This window comes from Candidatus Pedobacter colombiensis (assembly GCA_029202485.1).
GTDB lineage: Bacteria > Bacteroidota > Bacteroidia > Sphingobacteriales > Sphingobacteriaceae > Pedobacter > Pedobacter colombiensis.
Map to the genome: position 1 here is coordinate 2,574,928 of CP119313.1, position 17,809 is coordinate 2,592,736.

Consider the following 17,809-nt stretch of genomic DNA (forward strand, 5'->3'; position numbering starts at 1 on the left):
TCCTCATTGTATATAATTCCACAAACAACCTCAATCATAACCATGGCTGTTACGGTGATAAGCAAGATTTGATAGTTCAAGTGTATGGTTTGAAATAACATTCAACTTCCCAGAGATATCCCCAACCAAACTTAGATCATCTAATATAGAAAAACAGCCCTTATCAAACATCACATGATGATTGGGACATAAACAGATTAAATTATCAGGATTGTCATCTCCATTATGCGGTTTTCCGACAGGTCTTATATGTGCACCCTCGGCATATCTTCCAGATCGTGTTTTGATTGCGATACCACATACTTGACAACAGTGGTCATAAAGTTTCTTAATATCATTTGCCGTTTTTGTGTTCCTGATAATTCTAAGTACTACCCCCTCCTTCCGCTGTGTCCCTCTACCACTATAGTCAAGTTCTATTACTTCTGTGTTTTTACGTTCTTCATTTTTTCCGGAATATACCAAGCGAAATCTGCAGACCTTAAATCCACTTTGACCGTCGCCTAACCAGGCATCTACCACACTATATAGACCAGCATAGGTATATCCAGTTTTCGGTGAAAAAGGAGATTTATGTTTGTAACCACGAATAACCCTAACTGGCAGCCCTTCGTTCATACTTTTTAGTAGGCCGGAATTCACACTATTCTCCCAAATTTGGTCCTTTACTTGCTTTTTACTTGAAGAATTATTTCCCCCAGCTCCTGTGTAGATAATCTCATTTCCATTATCCACATCATCCTCATACCCACCAGAAAGAACAATTGCTGCCGTTCCCTGTGCTGCATTTCCATCTATACCAGCCGCCCATTGCCGATGGAAGCTTGTTGGCATCATCTCTTTTCTTCCTTCAAACCAATGACCTTCAGGAATTCCAGGTATTTCTCCAAATATAATTGATCTAGCCATGTATTATTTATGATTGCAATGCAGGTTTATTGACAATTATATAGAATTTTATTAATTATCCCAATTTTCTGCAATTAATCCTAAATATTTGTACATTGATTCATCATGAGTGCAATTTTTCAAATTAACGACCCCTCACTTGAATCTCAATGGAGATCATTGATCCTATTTGGAAAAAATTCTGCCACATATAAGTTTGCCTTTGCCAAGACTTTGATGGATTTGATATGCGCCCAGACTACATCTATTAGTTTAACTGATTTATCTGTCCCATTTGCAGGGTATATAGTAGAACATCTTAGGGCTAATGATAAGCAGGGAAATTCACGGAGCAGCAAATATTTAAATAGTTGTCGCGCTTACATTAATAATGAAATTAGTAAAGACCTGCTGTATCGAGATACAGAGAAACTAGGTTTTGTGAATGTAATCGATGCTTTTCAAAATGTTAATGGAGGCATAATACCTCAACCTTTTTATGAAAAAAACTTCTCAGCAGGTAAAAAGGAAATCGTTATTACTGATAACTTACTTAAGCTACTTGATACCTTCCAATATAAAAACTTAGATCAAGAGGTTGAAGCTAGATGGAAACTAGTTGAAACTGCATGGAGTTTGGAAGTAAATAGGAATTTATTGGAAGTGCAATATAGTGAGGTTGACTCTCTCCTATTTGTACAAGACAAAATCATGAATAGAGTAAACATTACTTCTGTTCGAGATGCTTTGAATGGCTACCAGAAAGGCAAATGTTTTTACTCGTTTCAAGACATTTCGATTAGTAGAAAGGATTCTATAAATATGTGTGCTGTTGATCATTTTTTACCACACGTACATAAACGCCAACATCATACTGAAGGTGCAAATATTAATGGCGTATGGAATCTGGTACTTGCAGACGCACAAGTAAATAATGATAAACGAGCACGAATACCTGAGCGAAAATTCTTGCAAAGACTCTTTAATAGGAACGAGTTCTATATTGAAAGTAAACACCCCTTAGCAGAAACGATCATTAACCAGACTGGCACTACGCGTCAGCAGAGAATACAGTTTTTAGAAAAACAATATAACTTAGCGGCTGAATTAGCCATTCATAAATGGCAACCTAAAGTTGAGTTACCAGGCAGTTTTTAATGAAAGATTTTTTAAATATAACAGAGCACAGCGTCATATATCGTAATCACCACTTCTTTATTATAGAAGATGCTTACCCTGTTTCGCCAGGGCATTTGTTGATTATTTCGAATGTTGTTCGAGCAGATTATTTTAGTCTAACAAATGATGAGCGACATAAACTTACTGAGACAATTGACGTGGCTAAGTCGCTAATATTGGCGAAGTATAAGCCTGACGGTTTCAATATCGGTATGAATTGCGGCGAAGTCGCAGGGCAAACAGTGTTTCACTTCCATTGTCATTTAATACCTAGGTATACAGGTGATATGGAGAATCCACGTGGTGGGGTTCGGTATTGTATTCCTGAGAAAGGGAATTATTGAAAATAATATATAAAACAGTTTAATACATAATTTTTAAAAGCATTAAATTCACTAAATAATCTATAACGCTCAATGGCAGAACTCATAAACAGATTCGAAATACACGACAGGCTCATTTCAATGATAAATGAAGCCGAATTACAATTAATACTTATATCGCCTTATATTAAGCTGCATGATTCTTACAAAAAGGCTTTACAAAAGAGGCTGAATGATGATGAATTAGAAGTTATCATTGTATTTGGTAAAAATAAAGAGAACAAATTAAAGAGTCTTTCGAACGAGGATTTTATGTTTTTTAAACAATTTAAAAACATAACTATCAAATATTGTGAACGGTTACACGCAAAAATATATGCAAATGACTCCTACTCATTAATGACTTCAATGAACCTTCACTCCTTTTCTGCAGAAAATAATATTGAGTCGGGGGTGCTTTGTAAATTCAATTATTTAAAAGATATAGCAGGCCTTGGTGGTGTTTTAACCGGCTTATCAACTGATACTCTGGACCGGCAAATCCACGCATTCAGCTATGATATTATTGATAAGTATAGTAAAACCGTATTTGAAAGAAAACCTATTTATGAGGGTAGCTTCTTTAATAAAAGATTTCTAAGATCTGATATTACCATTGACTGCAATGATAACTATGAAATTATTGAAGCTTTAAAAGCTGGATACTGTATAAGAACAGGCAGTAAGATTTCTTTTGATATAAAAAAACCTTATTGCGCAGAAGCCTATAAAAGTTGGGCTAAGTATGGGAATCCAGATTACAAAGAAAAGTATTGTCATTGTACTGGTGAAGCATCTAATGGGGATACTTCTTTTGCTAAGCCTGTATTAAAAAAGAATTGGGGTAAGTAATCTCGTCGGGGACACGTAAAAATAGGTGGAGCCGAAGGTTTTCGACCCCTTGTCTAATACAGATTAGATGGAAATAAACTCGTTTCAACGGCCGATACACAAACTACAACAAATTACAAATCAAAACATTACAAAAAACAAGCAACATATAAGTTTCATCAAAAATCATCTATAGTTATTTAGCCGGTAATGTTGACAACTAGTTCAAACATAGCATATTTAAGAGAGTTATTTATACGCACAGAGGTCATTTCCATGCTCTCATAATCCCTCCTTTTTTTGATCATTTGTCATTTACCTTAAATATAGCTTTCAAAATGGTTTGAAGATCTGAACTATTGTTGGTAACCAAGTTTTGTGCAATGCCCGGATCGATATGACTGATATTAGTTTCAGTAATGCTGATGGCAAATTGAATATCTATTAGAGTTTTGAAATTTATATCCTTAAGCCTGATTTTGTTGATAATATCTTCATTTTCTCCTAGGTTCTGTGGGTCATTGTTTACTTTTAATATTGGGATATTGATCAGTCCTTCTCCGCTTAGGGTTTCGAGTTTAGTGTCTTCGTCATTCTCCTGGACTGAGGATTTTTTTTGTCTGGCTGAGGTTTTTATAGTGATACCAATCGAAAGGTTATTATCCGCATGGTATCTGGCTTTTGATCTTTTCAGCAGGATCGTTTCTAATTGAATTTCTAATTGATCCGGTGCAGTGGATGGTAAAAGTAAGAAGGTATATTCAGCCATAAGATTGCTCTCTTTTAGTCCTCCCAGGTCATTGATGGCGTATCTTTTCAGGATAAGTCTTTTTTTTTGCCCAACGCGGTTTAGTTCATCCGAATTGAAACTTGAACTGTTGGAATAGGTAGCGACATAGCTTTTTTTGCGCTTTTCAATCCCATCTTTCACCAGTCCTGAGGCAATATTATACACTGGACCAAGTACCACACCTATAAAAGATGATGGAGCGGCAGGTTGTGAAATAGGGGGCTGATTAGTGACGGTTAAACTGACATATTCTGTGACAGTTTTTAATTTGTTGCCTTTCTGATCATAACTAGTTAGTTTTTGCGCGGAAGATTGACACGCAACTAGCATAAGTAACATTAAGATCTTATGTTTCATCTATAAATAATTTGTGTTGACTAGTCAAAGTCAACGGTTTTTAATCTTGTTAATAAAGCACAGCCAAGAATTGTAAAATTTCATCCTCGAGCTCTAAGCTCAACCCTGTGTGTTTAGCTGTGCAACACCTGTTTCATATGCGGGATCTAACCCACCAGTAACAAAATTGGCTTTCATTATCAGGATTAGACACTAATGCCCAATCCTTTTAATTCATTTTGCAAATGTGTAATATGCTTTTGGTTACGTTTTTTCTCAAACTCGTCCACTGAATAAGCCATGTAAGACAGCCTGGCGGTTAGAACAATATAGGCAGCATTCAGGATCTTATGTCCTTCTATCAATAGCGCCCTTTTACGTCCTATCCTTGCCGCCATGCTGTCGTACTTAGCACGCAGATAAATCCCTTTAGTTCGTGTCGCTGCCCAGGCAGCTTCTACAAGTAAGCTCTTCAGGTACTTATTGCCATGTGTCGTTCGCCCGCTCATCTTTTTGCCACCACTCTCGTTGTTCCCCGGATACATTCCGTAGCTCGCTTTAAGTAAGCCCGCAAGCAATAACTTGCAGATCCACTGGCTATCTTTCTTGTCTGTCTTTCGACCAGGAACATTTTTCAGGTGACGGGCATTAACCAAAATCACTTTGAAATCTGCATCAAGTATATTAAAGACAGGCTTCCAGTATACTCCGGTACTCTCCATTGCAACATGGCTAACCCAATGTCCATGTAACCAATCGCGTATTTCACTCAAAGAACTGGTGTAGGTATCGAAAGATTTGGTCTCTTTGACCAAATCTTCTTCATCTATGGTTGCTACAACGTTCTTCCCGTGAACGTCCAAGCCGCAACCCCGCTTGATAACCTGTTCAAAATGAACAGTTGGGACTTCTTGTTATTTTATTCATGACTATGAAAAATTAGAACTTATTATTCTAAAAAAATACCATAATACTATACTACAAATTTATGTCAAAAAAGCGCTCACCAAAGCTCCAGCCACTTGAGGCTTAATTATATCTGAATGCCCGCTTATATATTCATCTGATTTTAGGTTAAAAACTTTTTCTGGTTTAAAATCATAAACCCCTCCAGTCGCTAGCAAAGTTGCAGAAACAGCCTCATCAGTTTTCTGGGCCCCATTCCCCCCAAGACCACCATATAGATCATTCTTTCCCCCCAACCCTTGTCCCGCCTGCCCTGCAACACGAGATGCGACCGCATAGGCAATCCCCACAGCCTTATCGAAACGGGTATGAGTAATAAAAAATGGGCCCTGTACCAATTTTTTCGTGACAACGGAACGAAATAAGCCATCCTTACTCCCATCATACTTCCCAGCAAAGGCATAATGCGAAAATGCAGCCTGCAAGAGTGAAAGTGAATCTACCGCAATTTCATCTTCAATCTTTTCGCCCATAATTGCTGAACTCACCAATCTTGCTCCAAAACTATGTCCCACTAAATGAATCCTAATGCCAGGTGCGACTTGTTTAATCTTACGGAGCACAGGATTTAAACCACTCCTTCCGATTAGGCCAGAACGATCTTTCATCAAATAATAAGTAGTTACATTCAATATATTTTGTACCCCTCCTAAAATACCAGTCCATAAAGAAAGCGGGATAACACCTTCCCCATTACCACTTTCTGAGTCCACATTTTGAACGCCATCACCTCCTATCCCTTCATCATTATCCATCCAAAAACCTTCATCAATAAACATCATATTGATCCTATCCAGGTTAACAATTGGTAAAGTATCCTCATTTTTACTTTCGTCTCTTCCCATACTTTCGAAAAGATTTTTGAATTTCATTGACACTTCATCTGCTTCTGCATTACTTTCAAGAGATTTTCTTATATCCTCAAGAATTACTCTAGACTTCAAATCCATAAACTCCTCCAGCTTTCTGCAGTCATCAATCACTTCAGATTTAGCCGGATTAGTATCTGTCGAAGCTGCCCCTCCGGGAATCAATTCTTTATCAGCAAACTTTTTAGATGGCCAAAGCACGCCCATAGCCATAAACTTCCTATTTGACAACTGTTTCTTATCAAGTTCTGCTTGAATAAGCTTTAATAACGCATTATACAATCGTCGGGCATCATCCATATCATTGTTCCAACCATGCGACAAGACGATAACATCAGTATAAGCCTGATGCTTTAATGCCTGTTTGATCAATTGCCATTCAGCTTGATTAACCTGATCTGCTTTTTTATTAAATTCGAGCTCAAAAAAAGGTATAGTTATCATAATATTTTCTTCTGATGTCATTAAATGGATTGTATAGCACGCATAAGATCTAAGAGTCCTTTTCCTTGAAAATAAGGATCACGCTTAAGATCAGTTGCCGTTGTGGTAAAAATCTCCTTTACTTTTTCAGGCTGTCCAATATATTCCCGTCGAATGGATAAAAAGGCTGCAATAACACCAGAAACATGGGGTGCTGCCATGCTTGTGCCACTTTCCTGGAGATAATAAAAATCCTTATCATTTCCAACCTTATCTAGATAAGCTTGTTTTTTCAAACCTGCCGCACATGAAACAATCTTTTCCCCAGGAGCAACTAGATCAGGCTTCATTCTCCCATCACCTGTAGGCCCTTTTGATGAAAAATAAGAAACACCAAAAGTATGGGGCATTTCACGATGTGTTGATCCGACTGTTATGGCCAATTCTGCATTTCCGGGATCGTTGATACTTAAAGCAAGTCCCATGCTCATACGGTCATTGAACTTTGTACTCACAAAGCCGTATCCTGTATTCCCTGCAGCAACAACAACTACCACACCAGATTTAACTAATCGATTTACCTCTACACAAAGTGGACTTTGTCCACATGCAAACCATTCCGGGTCAAAACTATAACCTAAGCTCATATTCACGCCATGAATCTTGATATCTCTGCCATAATTATTTATTTCCTGAATATGTCCTATGGCAGCAATCAACGAACTAGCCTGGCCCTTCCCATCACTCCCCAATACCTTCAGACTAACCAATCGACATTTTGGAGCCATACCTGATATCTTTTCAAGTTTTCGTTTTTCATATACAGCATCACCATTCTCATCTTTACTTTTCAAAAGCCATGAAACGTTCTTATGTTTGCCTTTGCGCCCTGAAATCAGTTCACCAGCTATGATCCCGGCCACATGCGTCCCATGTCCAAAATCATCTTCAAAAGGCTTATCATCAGTGTGTAAATCCAAATGGTAACTTTTGCTCTTATTTTGATGTAGATCAAAATGTGGATGGCTAAAATCGATCCCTGAGTCCATAACAGCCCAAGTTATGTTCTCTCCAGTGGCCGAAAATGAATAACGTGCGGCATCAGCTTTAACTGTACTCACAGAAATCATAGTCTGTGACTGGACCTCAAAATCAAGCCAGACCTTATAAATTGCGGGATCTTTTCTTCTATCTAATACGATCAGAGCTTTAATTAATCCGGCAGACATTGACGCAAAAACATATTGAGGGCTCAACTTTGTTTTTGCCTGTTTAATATGGAAACCATTTGTCTCTTTTTCCGGAAACTTTGAAATCTGTTCTTTCCTTAACTCTTCAATCAATTTGATTACCTTTTTTCTAGCAGCAGATCTTCCACCCATATAATTTAAATTCATATCTATTATAATGTCAAGGACACCATCCGGTTTTTTATCAATCAAATCCAATAAAGGCAATGCAATAATTGTTTTATCAAGTTTATCCGCGTTGAACTTATCAAGATCCTCTTCTGACATTTCCTTTTTACTTTTCTCATTCATTTTTTTCAGTATTAAAAGTCAATCAGTTCCTCCCCAGTTTGAAGCCATTTATATTCTTTTTTACTAGGAATAGCATCATCGGGAACAGCCATAGCAACACCTCCTCCATTTACAGTGTCAAATGAGGCATATTTTCCATCCTCATAAACCAATTTAATAGCCTTAAATCCAAATATTAAATCTTCATCTCCAGCAAAAGACATTGTAGAAGACCTATCAGTATTGACATTAACCTTTATCTTTGGCCCCAGTATATCTTTTATTGCTGATGCATTCACATCCACAGAAGTCTTATCCTTTTTCGATGCCTCCACACTCAATGACTTGCTCTTGATTGTAGAGGTAATAATGTAAATCTTATCAGATTCTAATAATCTTTTAAGATGAGTTGAAAATGGGTCCGTTCCAGAATCGGTTAAAAACTGGTCGAGCTCCACAATTTGAACTGAATCGGCCAATACATCATGAAACTCAAACGCTATGGTTCTGGCGTTACTGTACTGCGATTTAAGACCAATACTACCACCCCCCATCGCACCAATAATATTCCCAAGAATATCAAGTCCAACATCTAATGCAAGATCGCTCGTCCGCTTGCCGGAAATTGAAGCCGTTTTTACATTAGGACTAACAGCTGGTAATGGTTTATGTGTACCAGCAATAAGCAGCGCAGAGAGATCCCCAAGGGGTTCAAGAGATGATCCATTTTTCATCAATATCTGTAGGGGACGAATATCTGCTCTAGGTAAACGTACCACATTATACCCGAATGACTTTAAATACCTAAGTGACTGATCATTACATTTCATATCATTTTTTTAGTTATAATTAGCCCACAAACCTACCCCAGACTGCATCAGCCCGATTAAAAACCGTAGGTGCAGTCTCTTGTATTGCAGCATTAAATTTATTAGAATTACCAAGGCTACAGTGGATCACCTTTTTCATTACATTCCCTGAAACATCTGAAACCAAGCCCACATGACCGATCTTTGCTCCTGCCCCATATACTACTATACAACCTGGTTCAGGAAACTGTAACTTCTCAAAGATTCCGGCATTCCGTTGGACATCTGCCTCCATAGAGTCAGTAAAGATCCAACCACCAAAATGTTTATAAAAAGGAATATCTGTCTTTCTTGAAAGGTGTAATACCCAACAAACAAAACCGCTGCAATCACAGAAATTATCACGGGAAGGCAGCGCATCCTTTGGAAACATCCCACCACTCCCTAATTTGTAGCCAATTGAACTGTTAACAACCGATCTCGCCCTTAAAACCAATTCAGTAGGGTTACTTGGTGTTTCGAAGTCTGCATCATTCGGTACATCACTCAAATTTGGCACCTGAATTACCTGCCCAATGAAAATTTTGTTAGGATCAATAATCTGCGGATTGAGTACAAATAAACTCTTTACTGGTAAAGAAAACCTATGAGCAATTTTGCTCATTGTATCACCTTTTTTAATGATATACTGCATAGAAGTAAATATTAGTTTAAGAAAAAAGACACTTACGAGGAAATCACTTTGGAAACCAAAGGCAACAATTCAGAATTGAATAAATCTTAAAACCTGAGTCAGATTAATAAATTGTTATACAAATATGTCAATTACAAAGAGCAAATTTAACTTTGCAACAACCATATATATCACTACCTATCTATATCCCTATTGATAAGGTTATAATAAATTTAATGATTTTTTTATTTTAATTAAAAAAATCTGCAATAAAAAACATTTTTTTCAATATTTATTTCCATCCACTGCCACAATGGCTTCAGAAATAACAAAGACCGAATAAAATAAGAAACACAAAACAAATACAACTGAAATTTAGTTTTGTAGAACGAAATTACGATTTATTAAGGCCATTAATTTGACTGCTTTGCATTAAAATCTGTGATATATGAAACGAAGAAATACCCAGGAGGAAGATACTCCCTTTGAGAATAAAAAGGTTGCTTTTAAACTAAAGGAAAAAAAAGCGAGTAGAAAAAAAATAGTCTATTTTTTGGGGGCCGGTTGCAGTGCGGCTTTTGGATATCCAATTACCCGCCAAATCATGCCAAAAATATGTCAACTTCTTTATAATTCTACAATTACGAAGAAAAACGAATACAGAAAAGAACTGATATCTTCCTTAGGAATGCTTTATCCATGTTTTAATAAAAACTACAAAGAAACCCAACTTGTTGACGTTATTGAATTGTTATCATTGATTGATTACAGCTGTCTATATAACTTTCCACTACATCCTGACATGGATCAAAAAAAAACGGAACAATTACGCTTCAATTTCACAAGGTCATTAATTGAAATGTTAATTGCTTTTGATAAAGAAGCATACAATCCCAATATTGAGGAAGACCGAATTCAAGAACTATCTTATTCAAAATTCTCTAATCTTCTGTCGAAACAATTTGAAGAATGTGATGTCAGTATAATCACAACAAATTATGATATGAGTATCGATAGACTTCTTCCAAGTAAAAATTTCAACATTGATTATGGAGTATCATACAGAAATATTGAAAGTCAAATTATACACAGACCGAATATACCTGATTTAAGTTACTTCAAGTTACATGGTTCACATAACTGGCTTAAATGCAATTGTTGTGGTCTGTATTACATTAATCCTTTCGGAACGATCTCTCATCAATATTTCAAATCAGAATTAAATGATATGAATACGTGTATTTGCAGTGACAAAGCAAGATTGAATTTAGTAATTGTAGCACCTTCTCTTATACGAGATGTAAGAGATCCCAATTTATTACAAATCTGGAATGCCGCACAGGAAAGCATTCGTAAAGCAGATAAAATAGTTTTTATAGGATATTCATTACCTTCAGAAGATATCGCTATAAAATCAATGTTAATGAGAGGTATAAATAGCAACATTAATTTATCAAAACGGGAGATTGAAATAGAGGTAGTCATGAAAGGGACAGAAAGATTCATCCCTTACCGCAACTTAATCAATAATAAAAAATTAAAATATTTCTCTAAAGGATTAGAGGATTGGATGGCAAAATAGATATATCGCTTCTAACATAAAATTTGAACAATGCAAAGAGTAGAAAGATTAAACCGAAAGGTTGTCGCCAATAATTTTTGTAATAGTCAGCCCCGTCTCTTATAAAAAGTAGTATCTTCAAGACCTTAATTAAACGATATTTGTATTTTAATTTTCTATATTTGCAATTAATTCTTGATTTGTTACACTTAAATATCAAGGAATCATGACAGAGCAAATCTACATATCGCCCCTTTCGCTCATTGCCTAAATTAGGCAGGTAAACACTGTGTTTTATATTTCATTGAGCCTGCTATAAAGGGTATATCCTTTCTCAAGGACGAATCGAATTCAAAAATCAATATTAGAGAAAATTAATTGGGAGTCCTACAGACAAACCAAATTGATAACATATCCGGATATGCGCATAAAAAAGCTTTCCTGGAATCAGAAACATACGCCACATGGGCAATTTAAGAACAAAAGATTTAAGTAAAATAGGTTATCTTAATGATCAGCTGCGAAGCCTGGTTATTGGCATAGCCTCCAAAAATTTCAAACACTACAGTAAGCAGCAACTGCTGGATCTGTTGGTGAATATAAAAAACGATCCGGAAGGATTTCTGGATAATGAACTAACAGCAAAAATAGCTGAGAAAATAATGGGCAAAGTGAATACTCCATCCTTCAAAAGTTATGATTTAAGAGATGAACCTGTATTTTGTAAAACTTACGGCGCTAAACATATTGAGTTGTCGGCTAAAAAGCAAATGGAGCTAGCCAACTTGCTACCAATTAGCGTACAGGGCGCATTAATGCCCGATGCGCATATGGGCTTCGGCTTACCAATTGGTGGCGTGTTGGCCACTGATAATGCGGTGATCCCCTATGCAGTTGGAATGGATATTGGTTGTCGGATGGCACTCTCTATTATCGATGAAAGCGATGGTTTCCTGAAGCGGTTTGAATACCAGATTAAACAGGCTTTAAAAAACCATACCCACTTTGGTATGGAAGGAGGACTGCATGAAAGGCAGGAACACGAGGTTTTAGATAGCCATCTATTTAATGAGATTCCCTTTTTAAAACCTTTACGCGGAAAGGCGGTAAGACAATTGGGGACCTCTGGTAATGGCAACCACTTTGTAGAGTTCGGTGAGATTGAAATGCTACCTGACAATGCCTTAGGGCTACCAGCTAAAAATTATATAGCCCTATTAACTCACTCGGGAAGCAGAGGTTTGGGTTCGGCTATTGCAAGGCACTATACTCAGATTGCCATGAACACTTGTAAACTCCCTCGCCATGCGCAACAATTGGCCTGGCTGGATATGAACAGTGAAGCCGGACAGGAATACTGGCTAACGATGACCCTGGCTGGAGATTATGCAAAAGCCTGCCATGAACGCATACATGCCAACTTATTAAAAGCATTAGGATTAACTGCTTTACACCTTGTAGAAAACCATCATAATTTTGCATGGAAGGACAAACTAGCTGACGGCAGAGAAGTAATTCTTCACCGTAAGGGTGCAACACCGGCACATCGTAATGAGTTGGGCATAATTCCGGGCAGTATGACTACCCCAGCCTATCTGGTATCAGGCAAAGGGTCGGCAGATGCTTTATACTCAGCTTCACACGGTGCGGGGCGGGCCATGAGCCGCCAAAAGGCAAAGGATAGCATGACCGTTTCTGCCATGAAGAAATTGCTGGCCAATGCAGGTGTCAGCCTAATTGATGGATCGGTTGAAGAGAATCCTTTAGCGTATAAGGACATCGAATCTATCATCACTGCTCAACGTGAGCTGGTTGATATTCAAGGTAAGTTTTTTCCGCAGATCGTTAGAATGAATAAGGACTAAGTATGAAAAAGTGATGTATTTCAATTTAACTAATTACAATAACGTTTCATAGCATCTATGATCATAGATCATTTTTTGTATAGCTTGTTTATTTAATACGCTTGACAACATCAACACCCCATGTTCAGTAAAAGCATAAGGTAAATAAGCCCGTCCCCCTCTCCCAGTCTTTGAGGTCGCAAATTGCGACCTCAAAGACTGGTGTTCATCATGAGTAAGTTGGAACATAAAATCAGCCGGGAATCTTTCCATATTTCTACGAACTTGTTCATTCAGCCTTTTCGTCTCAACCCCATAAAGTACTGCCAAATCATTATCTAGCATTACTTTCTGACCACGAATCTGATAGATTTTACTCAAGACAACTTCATCCGGCCCCGCAATCCTCATTATTACAATCTTTCACTTCAGTTTCTAAGGTAACATGCTGAATGCTGAGATGAGCCAATTCATCCTTAATTTTATTCTTCAGTACTAAAACCTGATCATTTGAAAATTCATTAGCAACGACCAGGTGTCCTGTGAGTGCATTTTGTGAGGTACTAATTGCCCAAATATGCAGATGATGAAAACCTTTCACTCCTTCAATGTTCAATATAACTTCTTTTACTTTTTGCAGCTCTATACCATTAGGCACTCCATCCAGGGAAAGGCGGAGACTATCCCTTAATAGATTCCAGGTGCTGACAATAATCACCCCACAGATGATCAAGCTTAAAAGCGGATCTACCCAATATAAATGCGTATAATAAATAATAATCCCCCCAGCTACTAATCCTAATGAAACTAGCGCATCTGAAGCCAGATGCAGGAAAGCAGCTTTCACATTAATGTCCTGATCTTTATCCCTAAAAAACATAAATGCAGATACCCCATTTATGATTATACCGATTCCTGCAATGACAGCAATCATTACACCGGGTAATGGTTGTGGGTTCTGAAACCTAAAAATAGCCTCATACCCAATGGCTCCAATGGAAATTAAAAGTACAACGCCATTGACTAAAGAGATTAAGATAGAGGCTTTTTTCCACCCATAGGTATAGATTTCTGTAGCTTTTGATTTGGATAATTTAAAAGCCAGCATGGCTAATGCCAAACCCGCCACATCTAAGAAATTATGGCCAGCATCTGAAAGTAAGGATAAGGAATTGATTTTTAATCCAATAACGATTTGAATCAAAACATAGGTAAGATTCAAAATAATGCCAACACCAAAAGCTTTATTCAAACTGGTGATTTTAGGCACATGACTGTAGCGATGCCCCTCATGGTTATGGTCTGAATGGTTGTGTTCCATAAATTTAGGATAAAGTCTATTTTTAAATGACGCTGACCATTAAAAACAAATTTAATCATTCATTCAGGTAATCAAATTAAACTTAAAACAAATCCTAATCCAGCTCCCCCAAGTATGACAAAGGCACTGTTAAGGTATTTAAACTTAATGCTAATCAGGAAGCCAACAACTGCAATAAATATAGTTCTCCAGTCCACTATGGATGCTTTCCCCATTTCGATACAGACAGTTATAATCAATGCAATTGAAACCATATTGATGGTATCTAAAAAGGCTGACATTATTTTAGATTCCCTAAGTTTAAGGATTAAGGGAGTTAAAAAAGCAACAAATAAAAAAGAAGGAAGAAAGATTCCTATGGTCGCAGCAACGGCTCCCATAAGTCCACCCAATTGCCAGCCTATAAAAGTAGCTGATGAAAATACAGGGCCAGGCGTAACCTGACCTACTGCAATGGCATCAATTAGTTCCTGCTTACTCAAAAGCCCAGTTTTCACCAATTCTGTATCCAAAAAAGCAAAAAGCACATAACCACTTCCATAAAGAATGGCCCCGATCTTCAGAAAGATCCAAAACACCTTCCAGTTAAAACCATTCGAAGAAGCCGCATAAGCTGGTAATATAATAAGTGGTAACAAGCTTTGCACTGTATTTTTACGATCTTTTATAACTTGTATTAAAAGACCTACTAGCCCACCTCCAAACAAGATGTAAATATCGTTAAATCCATAAATGGCCAGTATAACAGCAACTACACCTATCAGCCCCAGCTCAAATGACTTCAATGCCTTACGCACCAAAGAAATCATCATGGCGATCACAACGGAGATAATAGCAGGCTTAATCCCATATAAGAATGGTTCTACTTCTGGCAGTTTCCCATACTTCTGATAGGCAAAGGCAATTACTCCGCTTATGATTACTGCCGGAAGAATAAAACAGAGGCCTGCTATCACGAGCCCCTTCCATCCTGCTCTTTCCTGCCCAATGTGCATGGTCATTTCGGTGGAATTTGGCCCTGGAATTAAATTGGTCGCACCAATCAGATCTAAAAAATATTCGTGGGTAAGCCATTTCCGCTTTCTCACTACTTCCTCTTCCATCATGGCAATGTGGACTGCAGGGCCACCAAAACCAATACACCCTAATTTTAAAAATAAAACTGCTACTTCTTTAAGCCTTAATTTAGCACTTTCTTCTTGATTCATAATAGCGATTGCATGCTGTTAAAATGAAGGCGTAAATTGTCCTAGTTCATAAATACCTAAAGACTTTTCAATAACAGCTACTTTATCCCGATACTACCATCGCTGCCAGTTTTAAACCTGTTTCAATAAAATTACGCCGACTTTCTGGAAGGTCTTCATTTCTTGCATTTTTTATCATTCTTGCTTTTTAGCATAGTAAATTAGATGATCAATTGAATTTTTACCACCTCCATACTTCAAAAGAAATATTAATAGGATGGTCATTGCAAAATCTGTTCGATACTCATGGGCCATCGACCAAAAACCTTTATCTATAAGAATAGGATATTTTGTAGTGATGAAGGCTACGATCATAATAACTAGTAAGGGAATGGTAGCGACGCGGGTCAGCAAGCCCAGTAATAGTAACAACCCACACAGTATTTCAAAAACACCTGTGAAATGTGCCCAGAAAGCCGCATCATGAAATCCAATTTTTAGAAATCTTCCGGCACCTACTTCATCAGGCCGAATAAATTTTTGGATGCCCTCCGAAAGAAAGATAAGGCCAACAATAACCCTCGCATAAATTGTAGGGACAGGAGATACTTTAAATAAATTATTCATCTGACTTCAGATTGATCATTAAGCACTTACTATCAAACGATTATACTAACAATTTCATTTCTGATTTGTGTTTCTCAAAAACTGCATTAACATGAGCAACAACATAACTAACGATACCCGTCCTTTTTTAGGTTGCTATTGGATATTATAGTTTTATCCGAATTTATCTTAAGTGAGGCCAAACGTTTATTAATTTATACAGACAATACCATTTCGGAAATACATTGCGACACCCTAACCACCAGAAGTAAATGCTGCAGTTGTGGCGACCACTCCGAGAAATGTACCCCCAATAGAAAATATACTTTAAAATCACCTCACTCCTCCTCCGGTTTAAATTAAGCCCAAGCAGACGCCTTGTTAAGAACAAGTTGCTATAAAGGTGATTTATTTTAATTCAATTTGCTTCATTTTTCTTTCAAAAATCTCAAAATAATTTTTCTTAAATTCTTCATTCAAAAAACTTTTTCCAATCCAATCATTAACCTTTTCAGACTGTTTGAAAAATTCTTTATAGATATTATCCCTAACCTTATCAGCAATCCCCAAGCTCATAGCAAATTGATTAAAATCTACGCGCTTAATTTTTCTTTTTCGTCCTCCTAAAGTCAAAGCCAGATCTTCAATATCTTTTGGATAAATCAAATTTACATTCAACAAATCATAAGCAGGTGAAAACAAAATACCTTTATCCGTATGCATCAAAGAAAAATTCTTGAGATGCATATCGTTATTACCAGTAAGAAAGCTAAACAACACTAATCGGAAGTATTTAATCACATCTAATCCTGAGTTTGTAGTGTATTGCTTAATGATTTTTCCTACACGCTCGTACGAACTTTTATACTTCTGCTCAGTCAATAATTCAGAAAGCTGACAAAGATCTTCTACATGAATTTTTTCTCCCTTAACTCGATCGAAACGTTTCGTGATATAAGATAATTCGCCCATTGAAGTTCTAATTAAAGCATGTTCAGCAGTTTCAATTTTAAATAACCTAGCCAGGTGCATTGTCAAATCTTCTACCTCAGGCCATTACTTATCAATTTTATCAATCACCCCAACTTCCTTTCCGAACAAAGCCAATACATCATTCACCTTATCCAGACGAAGAGTTTTCTTACCTTGCTCCAAATCACGAACGAAATTCAACCCTACTCCAGCATTTAAGGCAAGTTCTTCTTGAGTTAAGCCCAATTCCTTTCGCTTAATTTTCACAAACACTCGTATTGTTTCCATTTTATATCCTTTCGAATATAAATATACAAAAAAACTTTAAATTATATGCAATCGGATATAATACCATGAACCACAGCCAAACTATATCCTTTCGGATATAGCCTATACCTTCCATCCCTATTGAACAAGAACACCGAATTCATGAAGTTTGAGGTATAGTCATCATGTACTTCAATTTTATCTAATATCCCACTTTTAAGGATGGTTACTTTTTTCTGAAATAAGTATTAAGTTATATGACAGGAATTTTAATAATACTTTTTCTTAGTCCCTACATAATCATCCCTTGGATCATAGCCTTCCTTTTCAAAAAGGGAAAAATTCAACCAGCTTTCCTCACTTATGTATTTACAACAATTATTATTATAGCTTACACTATATTTC

Annotated in this window: 17 protein-coding genes and 1 pseudogene; 4 read left to right on the top strand and 14 right to left on the bottom strand. The window is 36.9% G+C overall.

The window, feature by feature from the left end:
- Positions 1–30: 30 nt before the first annotated feature.
- The gene (locus P0Y49_10975) at positions 31–909 is read right to left on the bottom strand and encodes a YDG/SRA domain-containing protein (GenBank protein WEK21659.1); all 879 of its coding nucleotides are present in this window, start codon (positions 907–909) and stop codon (positions 31–33) included.
- A gap of 105 nt (positions 910–1,014) precedes the next feature.
- Here P0Y49_10975 and P0Y49_10980 point away from each other — a divergent pair, with 105 nt between their 5' ends.
- Together P0Y49_10980 and P0Y49_10985 are read left to right on the top strand one after the other, a co-directional pair.
- Complete coding sequence (locus P0Y49_10980; protein WEK21660.1) at positions 1,015–2,046, top strand: HNH endonuclease domain-containing protein; 1,032 nt, start codon at positions 1,015–1,017, stop codon at positions 2,044–2,046.
- A 437-nt stretch (positions 2,047–2,483) separates the two neighbouring features.
- Entirely contained in the window at positions 2,484–3,281 is a 798-nt protein-coding gene (locus P0Y49_10985) for a phospholipase D family protein (protein WEK21661.1), read from the top strand.
- 283 nt (positions 3,282–3,564) lie between these two features.
- On the opposite strand, the gene P0Y49_10990 is transcribed toward P0Y49_10985, so the two are convergent.
- The 7 genes and pseudogenes from P0Y49_10990 to P0Y49_11020 all read right to left on the bottom strand — a co-directional run bounded on the left by P0Y49_10990 (position 3,565) and on the right by P0Y49_11020 (position 9,667).
- Positions 3,565–4,407 carry a hypothetical protein gene (locus tag P0Y49_10990; GenBank protein WEK21662.1) on the bottom strand — a complete coding sequence of 281 codons (843 nt, stop codon included), beginning with the start codon at positions 4,405–4,407 and terminating at the stop codon, positions 3,565–3,567.
- A gap of 185 nt (positions 4,408–4,592) precedes the next feature.
- Positions 4,593–4,931, bottom strand: coding sequence for a transposase (locus P0Y49_10995; GenBank protein ID WEK21790.1), 339 nt, complete (start codon positions 4,929–4,931; stop codon positions 4,593–4,595).
- Positions 4,932–4,934: 3 nt separating this feature from the next.
- Positions 4,935–5,249, bottom strand: a pseudogene (locus P0Y49_11000) (transposase).
- A 123-nt stretch (positions 5,250–5,372) separates the two neighbouring features.
- The gene (locus tag P0Y49_11005) at positions 5,373–6,686 is read right to left on the bottom strand and encodes a hypothetical protein (protein ID WEK21663.1); all 1,314 of its coding nucleotides are present in this window, start codon (positions 6,684–6,686) and stop codon (positions 5,373–5,375) included.
- Entirely contained in the window at positions 6,686–8,185 is a 1,500-nt protein-coding gene (locus P0Y49_11010; protein WEK21664.1) for a S8 family peptidase, read from the bottom strand. Before P0Y49_11010 ends, P0Y49_11005 begins: the two co-directional genes overlap by 1 nt.
- A gap of 11 nt (positions 8,186–8,196) precedes the next feature.
- Positions 8,197–8,994, bottom strand: a complete 798-nt coding sequence (locus tag P0Y49_11015; protein WEK21665.1) for a hypothetical protein — start codon at positions 8,992–8,994, stop codon at positions 8,197–8,199.
- A gap of 19 nt (positions 8,995–9,013) precedes the next feature.
- Positions 9,014–9,667, bottom strand: coding sequence for a LysM peptidoglycan-binding domain-containing protein (locus P0Y49_11020; GenBank protein ID WEK21666.1), 654 nt, complete (start codon positions 9,665–9,667; stop codon positions 9,014–9,016).
- A 427-nt stretch (positions 9,668–10,094) separates the two neighbouring features.
- Here P0Y49_11020 and P0Y49_11025 point away from each other — a divergent pair, with 427 nt between their 5' ends.
- Together P0Y49_11025 and P0Y49_11030 are read left to right on the top strand one after the other, a co-directional pair.
- Entirely contained in the window at positions 10,095–11,228 is a 1,134-nt protein-coding gene (locus tag P0Y49_11025; GenBank protein WEK21667.1) for a hypothetical protein, read from the top strand.
- 443 nt (positions 11,229–11,671) lie between these two features.
- The gene (locus tag P0Y49_11030; GenBank protein WEK21668.1) at positions 11,672–13,072 is read left to right on the top strand and encodes an RtcB family protein; all 1,401 of its coding nucleotides are present in this window, start codon (positions 11,672–11,674) and stop codon (positions 13,070–13,072) included.
- A gap of 33 nt (positions 13,073–13,105) precedes the next feature.
- Here P0Y49_11030 and P0Y49_11035 read toward each other — a convergent pair whose 3' ends face one another.
- The 6 genes from P0Y49_11035 to P0Y49_11060 all read right to left on the bottom strand — a co-directional run bounded on the left by P0Y49_11035 (position 13,106) and on the right by P0Y49_11060 (position 17,425).
- Complete coding sequence (locus P0Y49_11035) at positions 13,106–13,462, bottom strand: ORF6N domain-containing protein (protein WEK21669.1); 357 nt, start codon at positions 13,460–13,462, stop codon at positions 13,106–13,108.
- Positions 13,440–14,372 carry a cation diffusion facilitator family transporter gene (locus P0Y49_11040; protein WEK21670.1) on the bottom strand — a complete coding sequence of 311 codons (933 nt, stop codon included), beginning with the start codon at positions 14,370–14,372 and terminating at the stop codon, positions 13,440–13,442. The genes P0Y49_11035 and P0Y49_11040 overlap by 23 nt, the downstream gene beginning before the upstream one ends.
- Positions 14,373–14,443: 71 nt before the next feature.
- Positions 14,444–15,580 carry a chromate efflux transporter gene (gene chrA / locus P0Y49_11045; protein ID WEK21671.1) on the bottom strand — a complete coding sequence of 379 codons (1,137 nt, stop codon included), beginning with the start codon at positions 15,578–15,580 and terminating at the stop codon, positions 14,444–14,446.
- 174 nt (positions 15,581–15,754) lie between these two features.
- A complete protein-coding gene (locus P0Y49_11050) occupies positions 15,755–16,186 on the bottom strand; it encodes a DoxX family protein (protein ID WEK21672.1) in 432 nt (143 codons plus the stop codon).
- A 387-nt stretch (positions 16,187–16,573) separates the two neighbouring features.
- A complete protein-coding gene (locus P0Y49_11055) occupies positions 16,574–17,203 on the bottom strand; it encodes a HipA domain-containing protein (GenBank protein WEK21673.1) in 630 nt (209 codons plus the stop codon).
- Between the two features lie 18 nt (positions 17,204–17,221).
- Positions 17,222–17,425 carry a type II toxin-antitoxin system Y4mF family antitoxin gene (locus P0Y49_11060; protein WEK21674.1) on the bottom strand — a complete coding sequence of 68 codons (204 nt, stop codon included), beginning with the start codon at positions 17,423–17,425 and terminating at the stop codon, positions 17,222–17,224.
- Positions 17,426–17,809 lie beyond the last annotated feature (384 nt).